General features: G+C 71.0%; 19 protein-coding genes. 12 read left to right on the top strand and 7 right to left on the bottom strand.

Annotated features, from left to right (window positions below; all coding sequences use genetic code 11):
* Positions 1 to 174: 174 nt before the first annotated feature.
* The gene (locus tag ACZ499_RS35220) at positions 175 to 438 is read right to left on the bottom strand and encodes a WhiB family transcriptional regulator (RefSeq protein ID WP_067159810.1); all 264 of its coding nucleotides are present in this window, start codon (positions 436 to 438) and stop codon (positions 175 to 177) included.
* A 669-nt stretch (positions 439 to 1,107) separates the two neighbouring features.
* Between ACZ499_RS35220 and ACZ499_RS35225 the strand changes: the two genes are divergently transcribed.
* Genes ACZ499_RS35225 through ACZ499_RS35235 form a run of 3 tightly spaced genes read left to right on the top strand, consistent with a single transcriptional unit; the run spans position 1,108 to position 3,932 of the window.
* Positions 1,108 to 1,647 carry a cysteine dioxygenase gene (locus ACZ499_RS35225; protein WP_468680656.1) on the top strand — a complete coding sequence of 180 codons (540 nt, stop codon included), beginning with the start codon at positions 1,108 to 1,110 and terminating at the stop codon, positions 1,645 to 1,647.
* Between the two features lie 12 nt (positions 1,648 to 1,659).
* The gene (gene cofD, locus ACZ499_RS35230; protein ID WP_468680657.1) at positions 1,660 to 2,616 is read left to right on the top strand and encodes a 2-phospho-L-lactate transferase; all 957 of its coding nucleotides are present in this window, start codon (positions 1,660 to 1,662) and stop codon (positions 2,614 to 2,616) included.
* Positions 2,613 to 3,932 carry a coenzyme F420-0:L-glutamate ligase gene (locus tag ACZ499_RS35235; protein ID WP_468680659.1) on the top strand — a complete coding sequence of 440 codons (1,320 nt, stop codon included), beginning with the start codon at positions 2,613 to 2,615 and terminating at the stop codon, positions 3,930 to 3,932. The genes cofD and ACZ499_RS35235 overlap by 4 nt, the downstream gene beginning before the upstream one ends.
* 68 nt (positions 3,933 to 4,000) lie before the next feature.
* Here the strand turns inward: ACZ499_RS35235 and ACZ499_RS35240 are convergent, their stop codons facing one another.
* From ACZ499_RS35240 to ACZ499_RS35250, 3 genes are all read right to left on the bottom strand, one after another.
* On the bottom strand, positions 4,001 to 5,014 hold the full coding sequence (locus ACZ499_RS35240) for a DNA-3-methyladenine glycosylase family protein (RefSeq protein WP_468680661.1): 1,014 nt from the start codon (positions 5,012 to 5,014) through the stop codon (positions 4,001 to 4,003).
* 643 nt (positions 5,015 to 5,657) lie between these two features.
* The gene (gene manB / locus ACZ499_RS35245) at positions 5,658 to 6,740 is read right to left on the bottom strand and encodes a mannose-1-phosphate guanylyltransferase (RefSeq protein ID WP_468680662.1); all 1,083 of its coding nucleotides are present in this window, start codon (positions 6,738 to 6,740) and stop codon (positions 5,658 to 5,660) included.
* 105 nt (positions 6,741 to 6,845) lie between these two features.
* Positions 6,846 to 8,165, bottom strand: coding sequence for a peptidoglycan recognition protein family protein (locus ACZ499_RS35250; protein WP_468680665.1), 1,320 nt, complete (start codon positions 8,163 to 8,165; stop codon positions 6,846 to 6,848).
* A 127-nt stretch (positions 8,166 to 8,292) separates the two neighbouring features.
* Here ACZ499_RS35250 and ACZ499_RS35255 point away from each other — a divergent pair, with 127 nt between their 5' ends.
* The 4 genes from ACZ499_RS35255 (at position 8,293) to ACZ499_RS35270 (ending at position 14,491) form a co-directional block, all read left to right on the top strand.
* Positions 8,293 to 9,045, top strand: coding sequence for a TIGR03089 family protein (locus tag ACZ499_RS35255; protein ID WP_468413444.1), 753 nt, complete (start codon positions 8,293 to 8,295; stop codon positions 9,043 to 9,045).
* Between the two features lie 298 nt (positions 9,046 to 9,343).
* A complete protein-coding gene (locus tag ACZ499_RS35260) occupies positions 9,344 to 10,732 on the top strand; it encodes an LCP family protein (RefSeq protein WP_468680666.1) in 1,389 nt (462 codons plus the stop codon).
* A gap of 221 nt (positions 10,733 to 10,953) precedes the next feature.
* On the top strand, positions 10,954 to 12,669 hold the full coding sequence (locus tag ACZ499_RS35265) for an LCP family protein (protein ID WP_468680668.1): 1,716 nt from the start codon (positions 10,954 to 10,956) through the stop codon (positions 12,667 to 12,669).
* A 103-nt stretch (positions 12,670 to 12,772) separates the two neighbouring features.
* Positions 12,773 to 14,491, top strand: coding sequence for an LCP family protein (locus tag ACZ499_RS35270; RefSeq protein WP_468680669.1), 1,719 nt, complete (start codon positions 12,773 to 12,775; stop codon positions 14,489 to 14,491).
* A gap of 84 nt (positions 14,492 to 14,575) precedes the next feature.
* Here ACZ499_RS35270 and ACZ499_RS35275 read toward each other — a convergent pair whose 3' ends face one another.
* On the bottom strand, positions 14,576 to 15,601 hold the full coding sequence (locus ACZ499_RS35275; RefSeq protein ID WP_468680670.1) for a glycosyltransferase family 2 protein: 1,026 nt from the start codon (positions 15,599 to 15,601) through the stop codon (positions 14,576 to 14,578).
* Between the two features lie 119 nt (positions 15,602 to 15,720).
* Between ACZ499_RS35275 and ACZ499_RS35280 the strand changes: the two genes are divergently transcribed.
* Positions 15,721 to 17,214 (top strand): LCP family protein, encoded by a 1,494-nt coding sequence (locus tag ACZ499_RS35280; protein WP_468680672.1) that lies wholly within the window; start codon positions 15,721 to 15,723, stop codon positions 17,212 to 17,214.
* A 58-nt stretch (positions 17,215 to 17,272) separates the two neighbouring features.
* Here the strand turns inward: ACZ499_RS35280 and ACZ499_RS35285 are convergent, their stop codons facing one another.
* Positions 17,273 to 17,797, bottom strand: coding sequence for an acyl-CoA thioesterase (locus tag ACZ499_RS35285; RefSeq protein ID WP_385549046.1), 525 nt, complete (start codon positions 17,795 to 17,797; stop codon positions 17,273 to 17,275).
* Positions 17,798 to 17,925: 128 nt separating this feature from the next.
* Between ACZ499_RS35285 and ACZ499_RS35290 the strand changes: the two genes are divergently transcribed.
* The 4 genes from ACZ499_RS35290 to ACZ499_RS35305 all read left to right on the top strand — a co-directional run bounded on the left by ACZ499_RS35290 (position 17,926) and on the right by ACZ499_RS35305 (position 22,343).
* Complete coding sequence (locus ACZ499_RS35290) at positions 17,926 to 19,260, top strand: LCP family protein (protein ID WP_468680674.1); 1,335 nt, start codon at positions 17,926 to 17,928, stop codon at positions 19,258 to 19,260.
* A gap of 227 nt (positions 19,261 to 19,487) precedes the next feature.
* On the top strand, positions 19,488 to 20,762 hold the full coding sequence (locus ACZ499_RS35295; RefSeq protein ID WP_468680675.1) for an LAETG motif-containing sortase-dependent surface protein: 1,275 nt from the start codon (positions 19,488 to 19,490) through the stop codon (positions 20,760 to 20,762).
* A gap of 349 nt (positions 20,763 to 21,111) precedes the next feature.
* Positions 21,112 to 21,594, top strand: a complete 483-nt coding sequence (locus tag ACZ499_RS35300) for a hypothetical protein (protein ID WP_468680677.1) — start codon at positions 21,112 to 21,114, stop codon at positions 21,592 to 21,594.
* Between the two features lie 86 nt (positions 21,595 to 21,680).
* Positions 21,681 to 22,343 (top strand): class I SAM-dependent methyltransferase, encoded by a 663-nt coding sequence (locus ACZ499_RS35305; protein WP_468680678.1) that lies wholly within the window; start codon positions 21,681 to 21,683, stop codon positions 22,341 to 22,343.
* A 360-nt stretch (positions 22,344 to 22,703) separates the two neighbouring features.
* On the opposite strand, the gene ACZ499_RS35310 is transcribed toward ACZ499_RS35305, so the two are convergent.
* Complete coding sequence (locus tag ACZ499_RS35310; RefSeq protein ID WP_385549065.1) at positions 22,704 to 23,861, bottom strand: acyl-CoA dehydrogenase family protein; 1,158 nt, start codon at positions 23,859 to 23,861, stop codon at positions 22,704 to 22,706.
* Positions 23,862 to 24,012 lie beyond the last annotated feature (151 nt).

The following is a 24,012-nucleotide window of genomic DNA, read 5'->3' on the forward strand; positions in this document are numbered from 1 at the left end:
CTCCGGCCGGGGTCCGGGGGTTGGGGGCCCCGGAGGCTGCTGTGCTGACTGGCAGCGCCCCACACTAATGGCTGGGGAACGCGGCAGTCCGCCGCCTGCGGAGGCCGGGTGCAGCCGGAGGGGGCCCGGACGGGGTCCGTAGAGGGTCCGGAGGGGGCAAAGCCCCCGAAAAAACTAGACCGCCGCCTTCTTCAGGCGACGGCGTTCCCGTTCGGACAGTCCGCCCCAGATGCCGAATCGTTCGTCATTCGCGAGGGCGTATTCGAGGCACTCGGAGCGGACTTCACAGGCGAGGCAGACCTTCTTGGCCTCCCGGGTGGAGCCGCCCTTCTCGGGAAAGAAGGACTCGGGGTCGGTCTGGGCGCACAGCGCGCGCTCCTGCCAGCCGAGTTCTTCGTCCACATCGTCGACCAGCAGCTCCTGGAACACCTCGGTCATGTGCACCCCTCGTCTGTCTTTACTGCCCCGTGATGCTGCCGTTACCGATTTCGGGCGAACGACACGAGTGAAATTACAAGTGTGCGGATCCGGGCCAGTCAAGCCGAGATCTGCTATTGGGCCCCGTATTCACTCTGCGGAACCAAAGCTATACGGAAAGTGTTCAAATCGGCAAAAACCATGACACACACCAATGGCTCAAACGTTCTTCCCTCACCTGCCCAGAGAAGACGAGTCGAATATCGATCTTGTTGCGTCCGGGAGGCGGAAGCGACTGGGATCACAGTCCGGTCACGAGAACGCGACGGCGTTTGCGCACCCGGTTGCAGCGCCACATCTCCGGCGGTGACTGTGCACAAACCTTTCTCCGGGCGCAGTAACCGGATGAGGTGAAACATTGCGGCCAAATGGGGTATTGAGTTGACAGCTCGGCTCTTCTTGGTCACCTTTGATTGCATGCCAGCGACCACAGCGCTCTTCGCGACCCACCTCCGTGGGTTCCGCAGTGCTGTCCAGGCGCGCTGTTGCTGTTCCAGCTGTTGATGCCGTAGCGCTCCAGCCTTCTCCGCGTCTTCCCGGTCCTTCGGGCCGCTCGCGCACCCGCGCGCACACGCCTTCGCGACACCCCCGCACTGCTTCCTGAGTTACTGCCGAGGAACCACCGCACCCATGAACAGCGACAGCGACCTTCAGATCGCCGGCGACCTCCTTGAGGTCCTGCACCTCCTCCAGCCCGCCCGCGAGCACCCGAGCACCGTCGCCGACTTCGTCGGCCTGGCCCGCTCCCTCGCGGCCGACCGCGCCCAGTGGGAGCCGCTCGTCCAGTACGACGCGACCAGCCGCTGGTACCACCGGCTGCGCACAGTTCCCCAAGCTCTCGGCTCCGCTCAAGCAGGGGAGGCCCCGATCGGCTACGAGGTCTGGCTGCTGTCCTGGGTGCCCGGGCAGCGCAGCGGGCTGCACGACCACGGCGACTCCTCCGGCGTACTGACCGTGCTCCAGGGCGAGTTGACCGAGCGCACCGAGCGCGGCACCCGCGCCCTGGGCGCCGGGGCCCAGCGCGTCTTCGCGCCCGGCTACGTCCACGAGGTCGTCAACGACTCCCTGGAACCGGCAGTCAGCCTGCACATCTACTACCCGGGCCTGACCGACATGCCGATGCACGCCAGTCAGTCCACAGCCGCCGCGGCGGATGTCGTACCCGCCTGACAGACTCTCCACATGCGCATTGTGGTTCTGGCCGGCGGCATCGGCGGTGCCCGTTTTCTGCGCGGCCTCAAGCAGGCCGCGCCGGACGCGGACATCACGGTGATCGGCAACACCGGTGACGACATCCATCTGTTCGGGCTGAAGGTCTGCCCCGACCTCGACACGGTGATGTACACCCTGGGCGGTGGCATCAACGAGGATCAGGGCTGGGGCAGGACCGACGAGTCCTTCCACGTCAAGGAGGAGCTCGCGGCGTACGGGGTGGGGCCCGAGTGGTTCGGCCTGGGCGACCGCGACTTCGCGACCCACATCGTCCGTACGCAGATGCTGGGCGCGGGCTATCCGCTGAGCGCGGTGACGGAGGCGCTCTGCGCCCGCTGGCAGCCGGGCATCCGGCTGATCCCGATGTCCGACGACCGGGTCGAGACACATGTGGCGGTCGAGGCCGACGGGGAGCGGAAGGTCATCCACTTCCAGGAGTACTGGGTGAAGCTGCGGGCGTCCCTGGACGCGACGGCCGTGGTGCCGGTCGGGGCCGACCAGGCCAAGCCCGCGCCGGGCGTCCTGGAGGCCATCGCCGCCGCCGACGTGATCCTCTTCCCGCCGTCCAACCCGGTCGTCAGCGTCGGCACGATCCTGGCCGTGCCCGGCATCCGCGAGGCGATCGCGGAGGCGGGCGTCCCGGTGGTCGGGCTCTCCCCGATCGTCGGGGGCGCGCCGGTGCGGGGCATGGCGGACAAGGTGCTGGCCGCCGTCGGCGTCGAGTCGACGGCCGCGGCGGTCGCCGAGCACTACGGGTCGGGGCTCCTCGACGGCTGGCTGGTCGACACGGCCGACGGGGCCGCCGTGGACCGGGTCGAGGCGGCGGGCATCCGCTGCCGCGCGGTCCCGCTGATGATGACGGACCTGGACGCGACGGCGGCGATGGCGCGCGAGGCACTGACGCTGGCCGAGGAGGTGCGCGCGTGACCACCGACTCCACGGGCACCCCTCCCTCGTACCGCGTACGGGCCGTCGGCGGCATACCGGAGGTGCGGGCCGGGGACGATCTCGCGAAGCTCATCGCGGGGGCCGCGCCCGACCTCGTCGACGGGGACGTCCTGCTGGTCACCTCGAAGATCGTCTCCAAGGCGGAGGGGCGGCTCGTCGAGGCGGCCGACCGGGAGGCGGCGATCGACGCCGAGACGGTACGGGTGGTGGCCCGGCGCGGCGCCCTGCGCATCGTCGAGAACCGGCAGGGCCTGATCATGGCCGCCGCCGGGGTCGATGCCTCCAACACCCCCGCCGGGACGGTGCTGTTGCTGCCCGAGGACCCCGACGCCTCGGCCGAGGCGATCCGGTCCGGGATCCGGGCCGCGCTCGGCGTCGAGGTGGGCGTCCTGGTGACGGACACCTTCGGGCGGCCGTGGCGCGCCGGGCTCACCGACGTGGCGATCGGCGCCGCGGGCGTGCGCGTCCTCGACGACCTGCGCGGCGGCACGGACACGCACGGCAACGAGCTCAACGCGACCGTCGTGGCCAGCGCCGACGAACTGGCCGCCGCGGGCGACCTGGTCAAGGGCAAGGCCGCCGGCTTCCCGGTCGCGGTGGTCAGCGGCCTGGCGCACCTCGTCTCGGCGGACGCCGAGGGCGGCACCCGGGCGCTGGTGCGGGGCGCGGCCGACGACATGTTCCGCCTGGGCACCTCGGAGGCGATCCGGACGGCGGTGACCCAGCGGCGTACGGTCCGTGCGTTCGCCGACGAGCCCGTCGACCCGGGCGCGGTGCGCCGCGCGGTGGCCGCCGCCGTCACGGCCCCGGCGCCGCACCACACCACCCCCTGGCGGTTCGTGCTGCTGGAGTCCGAGGAGTCGCGGGTGCGGCTGCTCGACGCGATGCGGGACGCGTGGATCGCCGACCTGCGGCGCGACGGCAAGTCCGAGGAGTTCGTCGCCAAGCGGGTGCGCCGGGGCCAAGTCCTGCGCGACGCGCCGTACTTGGTGGTCCCCTGCCTGGTGATGGACGGCTCGCACAGCTACGGCGACGCGCGCCGGGACGCGGCCGAGCGCGAGATGTTCGTGGTCGCCACGGGCGCGGGCGTGCAGAACTTCCTGGTGGCGCTTGCGGGCGAGCGGCTCGGCTCGGCGTGGGTGTCGTCCACGATGTTCTGCCGCGATGTCGTACGGGAGGTCCTCGGCCTGCCCGACAGCTGGGACCCGATGGGCGCGGTGGCGGTCGGACACCCGGCCGAGGCGCCGAAGGAGCGGCCGGGGCGGGTGGCGGACGCGTTCATCGAGGTGCGCTGACGGACCCTGCGGTGCGCTGCGGGAGGTTCCGGGCCGGCCGCTGATCGGACCGGCCGGACCGTCCCCGCCTACAGCGCCCCGAAGTCGCGTGGCGACATCCGGGGCGCGCGGCGGGGCGGGGTGCGGCCGCTGAGGAGGATCAGCCGGGTGGCGCGGTGGCGCTGACCGGCGTACGGGGCGAGGAGCTCCAGCATCGCGGCGTCGTCGGCGGTGCGGTCGCCGGCCAGGGCGTAGCCGACGATGCCCGGCAGATGGAGGTCCCCGACGGTGACCAGGTCGGGGGCGCCCATCGCGCGCTGCAGGGTCTCGGCGCTGGTCCAGGGGCCGATGCCGGGAACGAGGTGGAGGCGGGCCGCGGCCTCCTCCGGGGGGAGTGCGGCGGCCTCCTCCAGACGGCGGGCCACACGTACGGCGCGCAGGATCGTCGACGAGCGCTTGGCGTCCACGCCCGCGCGGTGCCACTCCCAGGACGGGATCAGGGCCCAGGTCTTCGGGTCGGGCATGACGTACATCCGCTCGGGCATACGGTCGCCGGCCGGGCCCGGGGCGGGCTCGCCGTACTCGCGCACCAGCAGCCGCCAGGCGCGGTAGGCCTCGTCCGCGGTGACCTTCTGCTCCAGGATCGACGGGATCAGCGACTCCAGGACCAGGCCGGTCCTGGTCAGCCGCAGGCCGGGCCGGCGCCGGGCGGACTCGGCGAGGAGGCGGTGGCGGGGGGCGAACTCCCCGGGGTCGTCCGCGTCCCCGAGGAGCCCCGGGAGGTGCCCGAGCAGCCACTCGGCGCCCGGCCCCCACGCCTCAGCCTCCGCCCTGCCTTCGCGGAGCGCGACGCGGAGGGTGCCGGGGCCGTCGGGGGTGCGGGAGGCTCGCCACACCGAGCCGTCCGGGGTGGTGCGGAAGGTGGGGTCGGCGGGGCCCCTTCGCAGGGGGCCCAGGACGAGGCCGAGGTCCAGGGGGCCGGGCGGGGTGTAGTGGCGGGTGCCGGTGTTCTGGGCGGGGTGGGTGGTGAGTGTGGGTACGTGGAGGTGGCCGCCTCGCACGGTGGTGCGGGTGGGGGTACGGGGGTCGAAGCGGCCTGCCACGCTTTTGAGGTTACTGGTCCTGTCCCCCACCCCGCGAAGCCCTCCGGGGGGCCAGGGGTTCGTCTGCGAGCCGGTGGGGGCTGGTCGCGCAGTTCCCCGCGGAGCCCTCCGGCGGGGGCCAGGGGTCGTCTGCGAGCCAGTGGGGACTGGTCGCGCCCACGCGGCGGAGCCCTCCCGGGGGCCAGGGGTTCGTCTGCGAGCCGGTGGGGACTGGTCACGCAGCTCCCCGCGAAGCCCTCCAGCGGGGGGCGGGGATCGTCTGCGAGCCGGTGGGGACTGGTCACGCCCACGCGGCGGAGCCGCACAATGCCACAGCCCCGCGCCCCTGAAGGGGCCCGCTCCTCGAACGCCGGAGGGGCTGGAGTTGCCAAGGGGCGCGGGGAACCGCGCGACCAGCCACAGACAAGCCGCAGACGAATGGGGCCCGGGGCGCAGCCCCGAAAGCGGGGGCGGGGGCGCAGCCCCAGCGGGTGTACCGGGGGGCGAAGCCGCCGTGAGCGGTGTGCAGGGGCCGCAGGTCCCGCAGGCGGGTGCAGGGGCGCAGCCGCGCCCGGGGTCCGGGGGCGTAGCCCCCGGGAGATCACCTCAACCCCTCACCCCACCCACCCCTGGAGGGTTTAGGGGAACGGGCGGGGTGGGGCCCCTACTCGTCCGATGAGAAGCGGAGCGCCGCCCCCGGGATCGTCGCGTCGCACCACACCCGTACGCCCTCGCGGAGCTCGTTGTCCGGGCCCACCCTCGCGCCGTCGCCCACCACCGCCCCCGCCAGCACGCAGCGCGCCCCGATCACCGCGCCCGCGCCGATCAGCGAGTCCGCGATCACCGCGCCGGGCTCGACCACCGCGCCCGCCAGGACCGTGCTGCCGGAGATGCGGGCGCCCGAGCCGATCACGGCGCGCTCCCCGACCACCGTCCCGCCGGTGAGCTTCGCGTCCGGGGCCACGGAGGCGCCCGGCAGGACGAGGCGGTCGCCGCAGCGGCCCGGGACCGCCGGGGACGGGGCCCTGCCCTGGACCAGGTCGGCCGAGCCCCGGACGAAGGCCTGCGGGGTGCCCAGGTCCAGCCAGTAGGTGGAGTCCACCATGCCCTGCAGGTGTGCGCCCGCCGCCAGCAGGCCCGGGAACGTCTCCCGCTCCACCGACACCGGACGGCCCGCCGGGATCGAGTCGATCACCGAGCGGCGGAAGACGTACGCCCCCGCGTTGATCTGGTCGGTGACGATCTCCTCCGGGGTCTGGGGCTTCTCCAGGAAGGCCTGGACCCGGCCGTCCGCATCGGTGGGCACGAGCCCGAACGCCCTGGGGTCGGGCACGCGCGTCAGGTGGAGGGAGACGTCCGCGCCCGAGGACGAGTGCGTCTCGACCAGGGCCCGGATGTCCAGGCCCGTCAGGATGTCGCCGTTGAAGATCAGCACGGGGTCGTCCGGCCCCGAGCGCAGCCGCGACGCCACGTTCCTGATCGCGCCGCCGGTGCCCAGCGGCTCCTCCTCCGTCACGTACTCCAGGTGCAGCCCGAGCTCCGAGCCGTCGCCGAAGTGCGGCTCGAAGACCTCGGCCAGATAGGACGTCGCCAGCACGATGTGCTCCACGCCCGCCGCCCGCGCCCGGGCCAGCTGGTGGGTGAGGAACGGGACGCCCGCCGCCGGGATCATCGGCTTGGGCGTGTGCACCGTGAGCGGGCGCAGCCTGGTGCCCTTGCCACCGACCAGGAGGATCGCTTCAGTCACCTGTCGTCTCTGCTTCCTGCTGGGGCCGGGCGGAATCGATCGTTCAACTACGGCCGGCCAGTTTATGCAGACTGTTCGCGCCCGATCGGTACGCCCCCGCCCCGGTCAGCGCCGGCCCTGGAGCCGGGCAGAGGACGACCGGGCCTTGCCGAGCTTCTTGTAGAGGCGCGCCCCCGGGCAATCGGTGGCGTAGCCGTCCCGGTGCCCGGAGATGGCATTGAGCCTGACGCTTCGCCCCTTCTGGTAAAGGTTCCCGCCGGCCGACGTGAGATGCGTGGTGCCCTTCGGATTCACCCCGTACAGACCGAGCTTCCAGGCCGTCAGGCGGGCGATCGCGTCGAGGGCGGCGGCGGACGGGTTGGTCGAGGCGTACGTTCCGATGACCGCGACGCCCATGGAGTTGGTGTTGAAACCGAGAGTGTGCGCCCCGAGGACCGGCTTGGCCACACCTCCCGCGCGGCCTTCGTAGAGGTTGCCGCACTTGTCGACGGCGAAGTTGTAGCCGATGTCGCGCCAGCCGTTGCTGCGGACGTGGTAGCGGTAGATGCTGCGCAGCACGGAGGCCGCCTGTGAGCAGCGGTAGTTGTTGCCGGACGCCGTGTGGTGCACGAAGGTGGCCTTGACCTTGCCGGTGTAGACGTAACCGGGCTCGCGCAGGTGCTCGTCGGCGCCCCAGCCGTGGCGCGTGATGATGCGCGGGCGCGGGCCGATGTACGGGCGGGCCGCCGCCACGACGTCCTCCGCCCGCGCGCCGGACGCCACGGCCCGGTCCTGCGCCTGCTCGGCGCCCTCCTCCTGCTCCGCCTCGTCCGCCGCCCCCACCCCGTCCGGGTCCGCGCCCGGGTCGACCAGGTCGATGTGGAGGCCCCGGGGCAGCGCGCCCGGCGTCGCCCGGCCATCCCCGGCCGCGTCCGCCCGTACGCGCACCTCGACGCCGTCCGAATGGCCCACCCACAGCGGGGCGGTGGAGCCGTGGATGTGCGCGGCGTCGTACTCGGGGGTGCCGGGGTCGGGGGCGTGCTCCTCGTTGTGGGTGTCGACGTCCTGCCAGCCGGACCAGGTGCGGGTGCCGGCGGCCCGGGTGCGCACCTGGACGGTGCCGTGGAGTTCGACCTTCGCGTCGTCCCAGACCACGCCGAGCAGGGAGAAGGGTTCGGTGTTCCGCTCCGGCAGGCCCTGGGCGCGGGCGGCGCCCAGTGTCCGGTCGGTCGCTCCCAGCGGGGCGAGGGGCAGCGACTGGGTGGAGCCTGCCAGTTCGGCGGACGAGGAGGAGGCGGACGAGGAGGACACCGAAGAGGACGTGGCGGACGCCGAAGAGGACATGGCGGACGCCTGGCTGGCCGCGGCGTCCGCGGACACGGCGAGCGGCAGGGCGAGTGCGGTGGCGCACGCGACCGAGATCGAGGATGCAAGGAGTGCACGCATGCTGACGATCGTGGACATAAGCGTACAAGTCTGTCCATCTCAAAACTGACGGGCCGTCGCCGGACCGGTGTACGCGGACGGCGCTCTCCCCGGGCGCGCGCGGCGCCCCCACCCGTACGCTTACCGCGTGAACGCCAGCGACCGTACCCCCGCCGACCTGCTGCGATCCGCGCTCGCCGCGGACCCGGCCCGCCCCCTGGTCACCTTCTACGACGACGCCACCGGCGAACGCGTGGAAGTCTCGGTGGCCACCTTCGCCAATTGGGTGGCCAAGACCGCCAATCTGCTCCAGGGCGACCTCGCCGCCGCACCCGGCGACCGGCTCGCGCTGCTGCTGCCCGCGCACTGGCAGAGCGCCGTCTGGCTGCTCGCCTGCCACTCGGTCGGCGTGGTCGCCGAGGTCGGCGGCGACCCGGCGGGCGCGGACCTCGTGGTGGCGGGGCCGGACACGCTGGACGCGGCCCGCGCCTGCACCGGCGAGCGGGTGGCGCTCGCGCTGCGCCCGCTCGGCGGCCGCTTCCCGCAGCCGCCCACCGGGTTCCAGGACTACGCGGTCGAGGTGCCGGGCCAGGGCGACCGGTTCGCGCCGTACGCCCCGGTCGACCCGGCGGGGCCCGCGCTCGCCGTGGACGGCGCCGAGCTGAGCGCGGCCGGGCTCGTGGAGCGCGCCCGCGCCGACGCCGCCGCCCTGGGCCTGGAGCCCGGCTCCCGGCTGCTGTCGGCGCTCCCGTACGACAGCTGGGAGGGGCTGGCGCGCGGCCTGTACGCGCCGCTGGCCTCCGGCGGCTCGGTGGTGCTCTGCCGCAACCTCGGCCAACTGGCCGACGGCGGGCTGGAGAAGCGGATCGAGAGCGAGCGGGTCACGCACCGGGCGGTGTGACGAGCGCGGGCCGCGCCGGAACGGCCACCGGTCGGCGGTCGCGTGGCCACCGGACGACCGTCGCCGGGCCGCCGCACGACCGCCCGGCCCGCTCCGGACCAGCGCCGTCCAGCCCTCGCACGCACCTGGTACGACCATCTTCGCGGCGCCACCCTTGTGGCCCACAGCGGGCCGAGTCCCTTGGGTCCCGGACACAACTCCGGTGGATGATCGGCGGTACGCCACACAACCAAGCGCGCGCGACGACCGTCTACCGGGGTGCCCGGGCGGCTTTCCGCCCGCCGCCGACCCGTGAAGGATGGACGCCGACGTGACCGACAGCCCGCCCCCCGAGCCCGACCACCGGGCCGGGGACGAGCCACGACCGGACACGCCGACGCCCCCGGAACCGGCCGGGCCCACAGAACCCGACGCGTCCGACGCGCCCGGCGAGCAGCCCGACGCGGCCGAGCCGACCGAGCCGACCGAGCTCGGCGAACCCGACGCGCCCGACGCGCCGGACGCATCCGACACGCCCGGCGACCGCAACCGCCGTCACCACTGGCTGCGTTGGACCGCCCTCGGCGTCTCGTTCCTCGTGCTCGCCGCCGCCGGGACCGGCTGGTGGTTCTACAAGAAGCTCGACAACAACATCCGCACCGACACCACGGCCGCCGCCGAGCTGCAGCGCTACGACAAGGAGCGCCCCCCGCCCGGTGCGGACAACGCGCAGAACCTGCTGCTGATCGGCTCGGACTCGCGCGCGGGCAGCAACAGCAGATACGGGCGCGACGACGGCGGGAGCCAGCGTTCGGACACCACGATCCTGCTGCACCTGGCGGCGGACCGGAAGTCCGCGACCGCCGTCTCGCTGCCGCGCGACCTGATGGCGGACATCCCGGACTGCCTCAAGCAGGACGGCACCCGCTCCAAGGCCCAATTCGCGCAGTTCAACTGGGCGTTCGAGTTCGGCGGCGCCGCCTGCACCATTCGTACGGTGGAGAAGCTCACCGGAATCCGGGTCGACCACCACATGGTCGTCGACTTCAGCGGCTTCAAGGACATGGTGGACGCGGTCGACGGCGTCGAGGTCTGCCTCAAGCAGCCGGTGGACGACCAGCAGGCGCATCTGAAACTCCCCGCGGGCCGCCAGACGCTCCACGGCGAGCAGGCGCTGGGATTCGTCCGCGCCCGGCACGGCTTCGGCGACGGCAGCGACACCGAGCGCATGGACCGCCAGCAGCAGTTCCTCGGCTCGCTGGTGCGCAAGGTGCAGAGCAACGGCGTGCTGCTCAATCCGACCCGGCTCTATCCGGTGCTCGACGCGATGACGAAGTCGCTGACCACCGACCCGGGGCTGAATTCGCTGAAGGACCTGTACGACCTGGTGCGCGGGATGCGCGGAATCCCGACCGACAAGGTGCAGTTCCTCACCGTGCCGCGCAAGCCGTACACGTACGACACGAACCGCGACGAGCTGGTCCAGCCGGACGCGCGGATGCTGTTCCAGCAGCTGAGGGACGACCGGCCGCTCCAGGTGGCACCGGCCGGGGGCACGGAGAAGGACAAGGGGGACGGCAATGCGCAGAAGGGGACTGCCGAGGGGTCGGACGGCTCGTCGTCGGACGGCAAGCCCGACGATCCGGCTTCCCCGAGCCCGGCGCCGACGTACCCGGGTTCGAATGCCGCCGTGGGCATGTGCGGGTAAAGCGTGTGTCAACGGAGAACAGGCGGGGATGCGGATTGGGCGGATTGCCCGGTTGTAAGGGGCGTGGAATTTGTCACGGCCGTCGCTCTTCGCTCAACAGGGCAGATAGTGTGACGCGACCCGGTGCTTGTGGCCACCCGAGGCCACGCACTGCAGGATCGAATGACTGAGCGCTTTGGGGGAAGTGACTCGCGTGGCACCGACGGAGGACTAAGGCAACCGTGGATGCGCAGAGCCGTGGGCGGGCAGAGGAAGTCGACCCGGCAGACCAGTGGGTGCTCAACCCGCAGACGGGCAATTACGAATTGCGACTGAATCCTTCCGGACCGCAGTCGTCCCCGTCGGCAGGCGCCCCCCCGCGCAGAACCACGGCCCCCGGCAGAGGCGGCCCGTCCCGCCGTCGTGACGTCCCCGGCCAGCGCGACAACCGCCGCTCCGGCGGCGACCAGGACGAGTCCCCGGCCGCGCCGGGGAGGCGCAAGCGCAAGCCCAAGGCGTCCCGCAAGAAGAAGGCGCTGCTGTGGACGGGCGGGGTGATGGGGTTCGTCCTCGTCGCGGGCTCGGCCGGCGCGTACCTGCTCTACCAGCACTTCAACAACAACCTGAACACCGTCGACGTCGGTGACGCGGGCAGCAAGCACGCCACCTCCGACGGGCCGGTCAACATCCTGATCATCGGTACGGACAAGCGCACCGGCAAGGGCAACGAGGGGTACGGCGACAAGGGCAGCGAGGGCCACGCCGACACCAACATCCTCTTCCACGTCTCCAAGGACCGGACGAACGCGACGGCCCTGTCGATCCCGCGCGACCTGGTCACCAACATCCCGGAGTGCCCGACCAAGCAGAAGGACGGCACCAGCAAGACGGTGCGGTCCGAGACGAAGGTGCGCTTCAACACCAGCCTGGGCCAGGACGGCCGCGACCCGGGCTGCACGATGCGTACGGTCAAGGCGCTCACCGGGCTGAGCGTCGACCACTTCATGATGGCCGACTTCAACGCGGTCAAGGAGCTGTCGACGGCCGTCGGCGGCGTCGAGGTGTGCCTGACCAAGCCGGTGAACGACCCCAAGTCGCACCTCAAGCTGCCGGCCGGCGTCTCCAAGATCAAGGGCGAGCAGGCCCTCGCTTTCGTACGGACCCGGCACAGCTTCGGCAACGAGAGCGACCTTGACCGGATCAAGCAGCAGCAGCAGTTCCTCAGCTCGATGATGCGGAAGATGAAGTCCGACTCGACGCTGAGCAGCCCGACCAAGATGTACGGGCTCGCGAACGCGGCGACCAAGGCGCTCACGGTCGACTCGGGCATAGGGTCGATCAAGAAGCTGACCAGCCTCGCGCAGGACCTCAGCAAGGTCGATCTGAAGAACGTGACCTTCACGACCGTGCCGGTGATCGACAACCCGGCCGACGGCCCGGTGCACAAGACGGTCATCATCGACCCGTACAAGGCGCCGCAGGTGTTCAGCATGATGCGCTCGGACGTGTCCTTCACCGAGGTGAAGAAGAAGGAGAACCAGGCCAAGGACGCCCAGGCGGCGCTCCTCAAGGGCACTCGCGCACAGGCGTCCGCCGTGCGCGTCCAGGTGCTCAACGGCGGCGCGGTGGCGGGCTCCGCCTCCCAGACGCTGGTGTGGCTGCAGAACAGCAAGGGCGTGCTGAAGTCGGACAACGGCGGCAACGCCCCGGCGAAGCTGGCGACCACCACGCTGGCGTACGCGCCCAACCAGGCGGACCAGGCCCGTAAACTCGCCGATCTGATGGGTCTGCCGGCGAGTGCGCTGAAGCCCGGGACCCAGGACGCGGTGGGGAAGACGCCGATGGTGATGACCCTCGGCGCGGACTTCAAGGGCGCCGGCATTCCGATCGCCGCTCCGGCCAAGGCGCCCGAGGGCATCCAGAAGGTCGAAGCGGACAAGTCGGTGTGCGCCAAGTGACACGCGTATGCAACTGATGCGTACGCAACTGACGTGTGCCAAGTGACAACAGGTTTCCGGCCCTTACGGGGCGTGGGGACCACCTGAGACAGGGGGTATTGGGGTGGGGCAGAACAGCGTGCGCGGGGAGGGAACGCGGCCGCGGCGCGTCCAAAACGCCGATCAGCTCGGCTGGGACGAGTCTCTCTACGGCCAGGAGGGGGGCGGCGACAAGCCGCCCGCCCCGCGCTCTTCCGGCGACGGGCCGGACGACGGCAAGGGCGCGCCCGAGAAGGGCACGGCCGCCGACGGCAGCGGGCACCGGCGCGGCGGTCCGCGTAAACGAGTGAAGAAGAAGGGCAAAAGACGCATACTGCGCTGGGTCGCCTCGACGCTCGCGCTCCTCATACTCGGGACGGCCGGCGCCGGATATCTGTACTACCAGCACCTCAACGGCAACATCCGCAAGGGCGACCGCAGCGCGGGCGGCTCCAACGCCAAGAAGACCGAGGCCAACGCCGACGGCCAGACCCCGCTCAACGTCCTGCTGATCGGGTCCGACAGCCGCAAGGGCGCCGAGAACGTCAAGCTCGGCGGCGCCAAGGCCAGCGCCGACAACCCGCCGCTGGCCGATGTGCAGATGCTGATGCACGTCTCCGCGGACCGCAAGAGCGCCTCGGTGGTCTCCATTCCGCGCGACACCCGCGTCGACATCCCGGCGTGTGTGAACCCGCAGACCACGAAGACGATGCCGGCCACCAACACCCTCATCAACGAGGCGCTGGCCCGGGGCGGCGCGGGCTGTGTCCTGGACACCTGGGAGAAGCTCACCGGCGTCTACATCGACCACTGGATGATGGTCGACTTCGCGGGCGTGGTGGCGATGGCCGACGCGGTCGGCGGCGCCGACGTGTGCGTCAAGCAGAACGTGTACGACGGGCCCAAGCCCAAGGTGTCCGGCGGCTCGCACCTGCGGCTCACCGCGGGCACGCACAAGGTCAAGGGCGAGCAGGCGCTCCAGTGGCTGCGCACCCGGCACGCCTTCGAGAGCGACCTTGGCCGGTCCAAGGCCCAGCACATGTACCTCAACTCGGTGATGCGCGAGCTGAAGAAGCAGAATGCTTTCACCAACACCGGGCGCATCATGAACCTGGCCGAGACGGCCACCAAGTCGCTCCAGGTCTCCCGGGAGCTCGGCACGGTCAAGAAGCTCTACGACCTCGGCATGGAGCTCAAGAGCGTGCCGATGGACCGGCTGAACATGCTGACCATGCCCCGGATCCAGGACCCCAAGGACAAGGACCACGTCCTGCCGCAGCCCGGCGCGGCCGACGCGCTGTGGTCGATGCTGCGCGACGACAAGCCGCTCGACAAGAAGGACGACGGCCCGGCCAAGCAGGAGAGCAAGGGCCCGGCGGCCACCCCGGCCGGCTCGCTCGCGCTCAGCGTCGTCAACGGCACCGGCGTCAACGGCGCGGCGCCCACCCAGAAGCGGGCGTCCACGGTCACCGACACCCTGAAGAACAAGGGCTTCTACAAGGCGAAGGCCTCCGACACCCGGGGCTCGGCCGCGGTCACCACGCTCACGTACCCCAAGAGCGCGGGCGCACAGGGCAAGGCCGACGCGCTGTCGGTGGCCACCGCGATGGAGCTGCCGTCCAGCGCGGTGAAGGTGTCCGCCGACGTCTCCACGCTGACCCTGACGGTCGGCGCCGACTGGCGCACCGGCGCCACGTACCCGAAGAAGGCCGCCGAGAACAGCGACCCGCTGAAGGACACGGAGAACGTGAACGGCGCGAGCAAGTCGGACTGCATGGACGTGTACTGGCCCTACCGCTGGTAGGCGCGGGTTCCGCGTACGCGAAAGGGGGCGCCCGGTGCTGTGAAGCACCGGGCGCCCCCTTTCGTACGTATTACGTACGCGAGGTCAGAGCTTGACCGCCGGGCGGCGGCTCGCGATGACCTTCTTGGCGAGCGCCTTCGGGCTGGTCAGGAAGCCGTAGCCCCAGGACATGTGCATGGTGGCGAGCGCCACCGGGATCTGCAGACGGGCCCTGAGCGGCAGGCCCTTGCCCGCCGGGAGCGAGCCCGCCGCGATCGCGGCGAGATAGCCGGCCGGGATCACGAAGCCCACCGGGGTGAGCGCCGCGCCCACCACGACGCCCGCCGCGATCGCGCAGACGGCGGTCGGCGGGGCGAGGTAGCGCAGGTTGATGGAGCCCTCGTGGTAGCGGGCGACGACGTGGCGCCAGCGGCCGTAGTCCTTGTACTGCTTGGCCAGGGCGCGCACGCTCGGGCGCGGGCGGTACTGGACCCTCAGCTCGGGCGAGAACCAGATGAGGCCCCCGGCCTCGCGTATGCGGAAGTTCAGCTCCCAGTCCTGGGCGCGGATGAACTCCTCGTTGTAGCCGCCCTGTTGCTCCAGGGCCTCGCGCCGGAAGACGCCCAGGTACACCGTCTCGGCCGGGCCCGCCGCGCCGCCGGTGTGGAAGGCCGCGTTGCCGACGCCGATCTTCGACGTCATGGCGGCCGCGACCGCGTCCTCCCAGGCGTTCTCGCCCTCGGCGTGCATGATGCCGCCGACGTTCTGCGCGCCGGTCTCCTCCAGGAGGCGGACGGCGGTGGCGATGTAGTTCGGGGAGAGCATGCCGTGGCCGTCGACCCGCACCACGATCGGGTGACGGGAGGCCTTGATGGCCGCGTTCAGGGCAGCGGGCGTGCGCCCGGTGGGATTGGGGACGGTGTGGACCCTGGCTCGTTCATGAGAAGCAGTCTCCCGTACGAGCTCGGCGGCGATCTCGTTCGTGCGGTCCGTGGACGGGCCGAGCGCGATCACCACCTCCATCTCGCCGTCGTACTCCTGTTCCAGGATGTGGCGGACCGAGTTGCGCAGATGCCGCTCCTCATTGAGGACCGGCATGATCACGGAAACAGCGGGGTGCGTGGCGTTCATCGTGGTTCACGTTACCGCGAACGGGGGACAGCGTTGCGCCCGGCCGGGGCGGCGCCGGTTGTCGCAGATCGTATGGGCCTACCGTGCTCACTATCCCCCTTTCGCCCGCGGAGGTCCCCGTGCCCACGCCGCCCCCCTCGCGCTCCCCCCGCTCCCCCCGTACCCCCCGTACCCCCCGTACCGACCCGCCCCGCAGCAGACAGCAGGACGAGCGGCCCCGCTGGGGCATGCGGATGGTGACGACCCTCTCGGTCCTCGTGCTCGGCGCGGGCGGGGTCGGCCACGCCGTGGTGACCAGTCTGGACGGCGGGCTCGGGCGGGTGGACCCGTTCAAGGACATGAAGAACCGGCCGCAGGCGGGGCACGGCACCAACATCCTGCTCGTCGGCACGGACGGCCGGGACACGGTCACGCCGGAGGAGAAGGAGAAGTACCGCCTGGGCGGGGCGCCCTGCCACTGCACCGACACGATGATGATCGTGCACGTGTCGGCGGACCGGAGCCGGGCGAGCATGGTGAGCATCCCGCGCGACAGTTACGCGGAGATCCCCGAGCACACCGACCAGAACACCGGCGCGCACCACAACCAGCACCCCGTGAAGATCAACGCGGCGTACGCGGAGGGCGGGCCCGCGCTGACCGTGCGCACGGTGGAGCACATGACCGGCCTCAAGATGGACCACTATCTGGAGGTCGACTTCACCAGCTTCATGAAGACCGTGGACGTGCTCGGCGGGGTGCAGATCTGCACGGCCCGGCCGATGAAGGACTCGTACACCGGTCTCGACCTCACGGCGGGCACGCACGAGCTCGACGGCGGGCAGGCGCTCCAGTACGTACGCTCCCGGCACACCGACGGGTCGGCGGACCTCGGCCGGATGCAGCGCCAGCAGCGGTTCATGGCGGCCCTGATCCACAAGGCGACGGGGTCGGGCATGCTGATGAACCCGGTGCGCTTCCGCGAGGTCGCCTCGACGCTGCTGTCGTCGGTCCGCGCGGACCAGGGCTTCGACGCGGAGGAGATCCTCTCGCTGGGCCGGACGATGCGGGGCTTCTCCCCGGCGTCGTCGGAGTTCACGACCGTGCCGATCGGGCAGATGACCTTCCCGGTGAAGGGGATCGGCTCGACGGTGAAGTGGGACCCGGAGAAGTCGGGGAAGCTCTTCGCGGAGCTGCGCGAGGACCGGCCGCTGGCGGGGCGCGGGGCGCGCGCGCAGCAGGACGGCAAGGGGAAGCCGCCCGGGGCGATGGTCGAGGTGGCGCCGGACCGGATCCGGGTCCAGGTCTACAACGGCACCCGCAAGGACGGTCTCGGCCGCCGCGTGGACGACGCCCTGCGCGCCACGGGCTTCCGCACCACGGGCAACCCGATGGCGGGCTCCACCGGGGACCTCCACCGCACCCTCGTCGAGTACGACCCGCGCTGGGACCGCTCGGCGAAGTCCCTGGCGGCGGCCCTGCCCGGCGCCGAGCTCCGCCCGGTCAAGGGCCTGGGCCCCACCCTGAAGGTGACGGCGGGCACGGACTTCAAGGCGGTGACGCGGGTACGGGCGGAGGCGTCGGGGGCGGGCGAGTTCGAAACGGTGAGGGGGGACGAGGTGGTGTGCCCGTAGGGCGCGGCCCGTACGGCGCGGCCCGTACGGCGCGGCCCGTACGGCGCGGCCCGTACGCCTAGTCGTCCAGGCCCTCCGCCGACCGCTTCTCCCGGAGCTCCACGATCGCGCGCCGCCGGGCCAGGCGGTGGGTGCGGCGGATCTGGGCCTCCTGGTAGCGGCGCTCGTCGCGCTCCGTCTCCGGGAGCACCGGCGGCACCGCGCGCGGCTTGCCGTCCGCGTCGACCGCGGCGAAGACCAGGTACGCCGAGCCGACCTGCTGAGCGGGGGTGGACTCGTTCCAGCGCTCGGCCAGGACCCGTACGCCGACCTCCATCGAGGACCGGCCGGTCCAGTTGACCTGGGCCTTCACATGGACCAGGTCCCCGACCCTGACCGGCATCAGGAACGCCATCTCGTCCATGGACGCCGTGACCGCCGGGCCACCGGAGTGGCGTCCGGCGACCGCCCCCGCCGCGTCGTCCACCAGCTTCATGATCACGCCGCCGTGGACCGTACCCAGAAGGTTCGTGTCATGGGCGGTCATGATGTGGCTCAGGGTGGTACGGGACGCCGAGGTCGGCTTGCCCGGAAGATCAGTCATACCGCCCAGCTTATGCGCGGCCGCCCGTGCGCTCATCGCACGTACATTGCATCAGCTGTGCAACAGCCCGGACCCAGATCCCCACCCGGCCTGTCAGACACGCGGGGGACCCGTGCATGCTTGACGGCATGAACGACGGATGGTCCGACGACGACCGCGGTGAGCGCTACGGCCGCGGCAGCTCCGCCGCGCAGCCGGACGGCCCGCGCGTGATGCGACACGTGCAGCGGCCCGTGGGCTCCGCGCCCGTGCGCCCGCAGCGCCCGGTCCCGCCGCAGCAGCCCTCGTACGACGACGGGCAGGGCTACGGACAGCAGCAGTACGGCAACGGTGTACCCGCACCCGGCCAGTACGACAGCGGCTACAGCGACGGCCAGGTCTACGGATCCCCGGCCGGGCGCGGCCCCGACGGGCCCGGCGGCCGCGGTCCCGGCGGACCGGGCGGCGGCCCGGGCGCGGCGGCCTCCCCCGCCAGGCCGCGTGCGAACTGGCGGCGCCGCATCATGATCGGCTCGGCGGTCCTGGTGGTCGCCGTGGTCGGCGTGTCCGTCGGCACGTACTTCTGGGCCGACGGCAAGGTGCGCCGCGAGGTGGACCTGTCGAAGGTCATCGACCGCCCCGGCGACGGCAAGGGCACGAACTACCTCATCGTCGGTTCGGACTCCCGCGACGGGCTCTCCAAGGACGACAAGAAGAAGCTGCACACCGGCTCCGCCGAGGGCAAGCGGACCGACTCGATGATGATCCTGCACACCGGTGACAACGGGAACACGATGATCTCGCTGCCGCGCGACTCGTGGGTGCAGATCCCCAGCTTCAAGGGCTCCCAGTCCGGCAAGCTGTTCCCGGCCAAGGGCCACAACAAGCTGAACGCGGCGTACGCGATGGACGGCCCCGAGCTGCTCGTGCGCACGATCGAGGCCAACACCGGGCTGCACATCGACCACTACGCCGAGATCGGCTTCGCGGGCTTCGCGAACATCGTGGACGCGGTCGGCGGCGTGGAGATCGACATCCCGCAGGACATCAAGGACAGGGACTCGGGCGCCGACTTCAAGAAGGGCAAGCAGACCCTCGACGGCCAGCAGGCCCTGGCCTTCGTCCGCAACCGCCACGGGTACGCGGCCGGCGACCTGGAGCGCACCAAGAACCAGCAGCGCTTCCTGTCGGCGCTGGCCGCCCAGACCGCGACACCGTCGACCGTGCTCAACCCGTTCAAGCTGTACCCGGTGATGGGCGCGGGCCTGGACACGCTGGTCGTCGACAAGGACATGGGCCTGTTCGACCTGGGCGAGATGTTCTGGGCGATGAAGGGCGTCACCAGCGGTGGCGGCACGTCGATGAACATGCCGATCTCCGGCAACGGCCCGCAGTCGTCCCTGATGTGGGACACCACGAAGGTCAAGCAGCTGGTGAACGAGCTGAACAACGACCAGAAGGTCACGGTGACTTCGTCGCGCTGACGCCCTGTCAGAGTGTGCCGATCGCTGCTCGGAGTGCTCCGGGCGCGACAAGACTCACAGAGAAATCACAGGGCTCTGCACAACTGCCCGCCCTTGCCCCGCTTTGCCCGCCCGTTCGGCGGCCAGGGCGGGGCTTTTGGCGTAAAGAAAGCCCTATGGGCGGCCCTGGTCGCGGTCATACGATCACGCGTACCCATGCATTCTCTCGAACCCAGAAAAGGGCTCCAGTGAAGATTCGCCGTGTTCTGGCGACGGCCGTCGCCGCCGCTGTCACCGCGCCCGTCGTGATGCTGTCGGCCGGGTCGGCGTTCGCCGACGCGCAGCCGCCGTCGCAGACGCAGAAGAAGAAGCCGACCATCGAGGAGCTGGAGAAGGCGGCCGCCGCGGCGAAGAAGGCGTACGAGGACGCCCTCGCCGCCGAGGAGACCGCCAAGCAGGCCGTGGTCGCGGCGACCTCCGAGAGCTCGCCGCTCCATGTGAAGGCCAAGGCCGCCGACAAGGAGGCGGGCGCCGCGACCGCCGCGAAGGCCGTCGCCGACAAGGCCCTCTCGGACGCGCAGTTCATCCTGGACAAGCTGCCCGCCGACACCAAGGCGGAGGACCGCGCCGCGGCCCAGCAGGCGGTCGAGGACGCCAAGAAGGAAGCCGAGAAGGCGGCCGGCGTCGAGAGGACCGCCGTGGAGAAGTCCAAGGCGGCCACCAAGGAGGCGAAGGACGCGGAGGTCGCCGCGTTCAAGGCGCTCAACACGGCCTCGGAGGCGGTGCGGACCACGCGCACGGCCAAGGAGGCGGCCGACGAGGCGCTCGCGGACGCGAAGAAGGCGGCCGAGAACCCGCCCTGCGACTACGACGCGAAGCTCACCACGGTCGCGACCGGCCTGCCGTCGAAGATCGTCGCCGGTACGACCACCGACTTCTCGCTCCGGGTCGCCAACGACACGGGCCGGACCCTCGACAAGGTCTGGCCGTTCACGTACCTCCACGCGACCGACAAGAGCGGCTACAAGGTCACCGACGACCTGCTGCACCTCCAGTGGTCCACGGCCGCCTCGGGCGGCTGGAAGGACGTCGACGCGCTGCACCGCGCGGGCGTCATCAACAAGCTGGGCAACGGCCGCCACGTCGACCTCAAGCTCCGCCTCAAGATCGACGCCAAGGCCCCGGCGGGCCCGGGCATCGCGTTCGTCGCGGGTGACTACCGCAACGCCGACGGCTCGTGCGGCGGTTCGCCGGACCTGGCCGAGTACGACTTCGAGATCCTCGCGGCCGGCACCAAGCCCGGCCAGGTCGACCCGGCCAAGCCCGGCAAGGGCAAGGCGAACACCCCGGACAACAAGCCGCAGGGCACGACGTCCAGCACCCCGCTGAACCCCACCACCGGCACCCTCGCCGCCACCGGCTCCTCCTCCGCCACCCCGAAGCTCGCCCTCGCGGGCGGCGCGGCCGTGGCGGTCGGCGCGGGCGCCCTCCTGGCGGCACGCCGCCGCCGCACCGACGGCTGAGCGCACTCCCCCGGACACGCGTCGGGCCCGTATCCGTGCCACACGGATACGGGCCCGACTCGCTTAAGGTCTGGGCCGTTTCGGACCGCTGCAGCCCGCGACGGGGCGTTCTGGGGCGGAGTCTTGGCCCTGCTGACGTGGGGTACAGCCGTTGGTCTCTTGGTCATGACGGCAGCCGGGAAGCTCACCGCGGCACATCCATGAGTTCCCGCTCCCCACTGGCCAGTGAGGCTCCCCAGCGGGGAGCGGGGCATGTCCCCGGTCGGTCGCACGCCCCGTGAAGCGGGATCGGCCGACCGGGTCAGCAAGTGCAGTGCACCACTCCGACAGCAGTAGGAGGCGACGCACGATGAGCACAGCGGTCCAGACGCGGACCCGCGATCCGCGCATCATCCTCAACGCGGTGCAGGAACGTGTCCCGCATCTGGTCACGGACGTGGACGTGGCCGACCTCTGGGAGCGGGAAGTGGCGCTCTTACTCCGAGACAGCGTGGAGGTTCCCAGCCTCGCCGAACGCATCCTCGGCCAGGGCATCGCGTACCTGATCACCGCCATGGAATGCCCCGGTGTGGACATGGGCGTCGGCAAGACCGTGGACCTGGGCGTCCATCAGCTCATCCTCGACACTCCGCTCTACTTCGCCCTGTGCGAGGAGTACAACGACGGGCGGTCCAAGCACCATGCCCCGCTGATCGAGCGCCGCCGGGACGGCACCGTGATGCGTACGGCCGAACTGCTGCGCAAGAACGGGTTCGACGTCGACGACGAGCTGTGGGCGGTGGACGCCTCCGACTGCTCACCGTGTGACAACAAGGTCCCCGACAGCCACTGACACGGGACTAGAGTGCCCTCGCCCCCAGACTCCGCACGAGGGGCGGGGGCACCCTCTTGCCCGCCCCGACACAGAGGAAGCTCCCGTTGCCCGCACGACACGACATCGACAGTGAACGCGAACTCTGGGACACCTTCGCGGAGAGCACCAAAGGCAAGGTGTCCGCGTCTGATCCGGTCTTCTGCTGGACGCAGTACGCCGGGCACGGGCCTGGCCCCGAACTGCTCGGAGATCCGGCAACCGCGCTGGAAATCGGCTGCGGCACGGGGCGAGCGCTCGCCTACCTCGCGCAGAAGGGCGTGAAGGCAACGGGAGTGGACCTTTCGCCCGTCATGGTCGCGAACACCACTGAACGGTGGGGCCCGTTGGGAGCACGGTTCGTCTGCGCCGAAGTACTGGACCACCTGAGCAGCACAACGGAGACGTACGACGCCGTGTACTCGATCTTCGGGGCGGCCTGGTTCACCGATCCGGCCAAGCTGCTTCCTTTGATTGCCCAGCGGTTGAATCCGGGTGGCGTGCTTACGTTCTCCCACCCTCCGGCCATCCCCGGTGCGTACGGCCCACAGGGCATGTACAAGGGAGGGTTCGCGGGGAAGGCCATGTACACCTACCGGTACAGCTACACGCCCCGGAAGTGGGAATCCCTCCTGCTCAAGGCCGGGTTCAAGGATGCAGAAGCGCAGGTTCTTGAGGCCCCGGAGGAAGACCACATCGGAACGCTGATCGCCCGCGCGTCAGTGAGCTGAACCGAAGCGAACCAGGAACGCCCCAGCCCAATTGGGCTGAGGCGTCTACCCCCGAGGGCCTCGGGGCCTGTGGACGTACGAAGGCAGGGGACGGCGCTCGGCGAGCGCTAGCCGTCCCCGCCGGTTCTGGCGTCGAGGACGGCCTGGCCCTGTCGGTCGGCTCTCCACCAGCCTTGCCCGCAATGGTGGTGAGGAAGCCGTCCCGACGGGCCCGCTCCGCATGGCCGTTACCCGCCCGGCGTCAGCCCAGGTTCTCCCCAGCGTGACGCCCATGATCAGCCCGAGACGGACCTGAGCGGACCGGAGGCCGATCACGGCCCAGGAGCCGCCAGAAACCGTCGCTGACCTGCGAAAACCCTACTACGGCAGGTTCCTCGCCATCACGATGCGCTGGACCTGGTTCGTGCCTTCGTAGATCTGCGTGATCTTGGCGTCGCGCATCATGCGCTCGACCGGGTAGTCGCGGGTGTAGCCGTAGCCGCCGAGGAGCTGGACGGCGTCCGTCGTGGCCTCCATGGCGACGTCCGAGGCGAAGCACTTCGCCGCCGCGCCCAGGTAGGTCAGGTCCGCGTCGCCGCGCTCCGAAGCCGCGGCGGCCTGGTAGGTGAGGGCGCGGGCCGCGGAGATCTTCATCGCCATGTCGGCGAGCATGAACTGGATGCCCTGGAATTCGGCGATCGCCTTGCCGAACTGCTTGCGCTCCTTGACGTAGCCCTTGGCGTAGTCGAGGGCGCCCTGGGCGATGCCGAGGGCCTGGGCCGCGATGGTGATGCGGGTGTGGTCCAGGGTCTTCATCGCCGTGGCGAAGCCCGTGCCCTCGGCGCCGATCATGCGGTCGGCGGGGATGCGGACGTTGTCGAGGTAGACCTCGCGGGTCGGGGAGCCCTTGATGCCGAGCTTCTTCTCCGGGGCGCCGAAGGAGACGCCCGGGTCCGACTTCTCGACGACGAAGGCGGAGATGCCCTTCGATCGCTTCTCCGGGTCCGTCACGGCCATGACCGTGTAGTAGTCGGAGACGCCCGCGTTGGTGATCCAGCGCTTCACGCCGTTGAGGACCCAGAAGTCGCCGTCGCGGACCGCGCGGGTCTTCATGCCGGCCGCGTCCGAGCCCGCGTCCGGCTCCGAGAGGCAGTACGAGAACATCCCGTCGCCCTTGGCCAGCGGGCCCAGGTACTTCTTCTTCAGCTCCTCGGAGCCGGAGAGGATCACCGGGAGCGAGCCGAGCTTGTTCACGGCCGGGATGAGGGAGGAGGACGCGCAGACGCGGGCCACCTCCTCGATCACGATGACGGTGGCGAGCGCGTCGGCGCCGGCGCCGCCGTACTCCTCGGGGACGTGCACGGCGTGCAGGTCGTTGGCGACCAGGGCGTCCAGCGCCTCCTGCGGGAAGCGGGCCTCCTCGTCGACCTCGGCCGCGAACGGCGCGATCTTCGCCTCGGAGAGCGAGCGGATCGCGTCGCGGAGCATGTCGTGTTCTTCGGACGGGCGGTACAGGTCGAAATCAGCCGTTCCGGCCAAGGTGACTCACTCCCAAGGGCGCTAACTACCGTTAAGTAACCTTAATTTTAGAGGGGTGTACGCCCCGGGGCATACGTGAGTTTGACGACAGGCCCGATTACTCCGCCGTCGCTTCGGATCAGTGCGGATCACGGTGCCCGTACGCCCCCGA

The organism is Streptomyces sp. NPDC031265 (assembly GCF_055570295.1).